Raw genomic sequence first — 356 nt, 5'->3', positions numbered from 1 at the left:
GCTGGATGGCGTCGCTCAGCCTCGCTGTGTTCTGTGCGCTCCGGCTGGCACGCTTCAACGCCCAGATCGACGAGACGGAGCAGCCGCATAAATCCGCCGGTGTCCTGACCGGCGTACCTGCACCAGCCGGTGCTGGCCTGGCGTTGCTGCCCCTGTTCATCTGGCTGTGGTCCGGTGAGCCGCTTTTCGCCTCACCATACGTGGTTGCACCGTGGACGGTGCTGGTCGCGACGCTGATGGTGTCGAGCGTCGCCACGTTCTCATGGAGCTCGATGCGACTCAGACGCCGCATCCGGTTCGAAGCGCTAGCCGTCGTAGTGTTGTTGGGAGCGGCGCTCGTAACCGCGCCATGGCAC

The 356-nt window shown here is 65.2% G+C and carries 1 protein-coding gene; it reads left to right on the top strand.

What is annotated here, in order from left to right; genetic code table 11:
* Positions 1–356, top strand: a 356-nt coding sequence (locus AC0IYH_RS30025) for a CDP-alcohol phosphatidyltransferase family protein (RefSeq protein ID WP_471837748.1), incomplete at both ends; no start/stop codon positions are given.

The organism is Pseudomonas sp. AC463 (assembly GCF_979253585.1).
The sequence above is the reverse complement of the archived record's forward strand: the minus strand, read 5'-3'. Positions and strand labels throughout refer to the sequence as shown.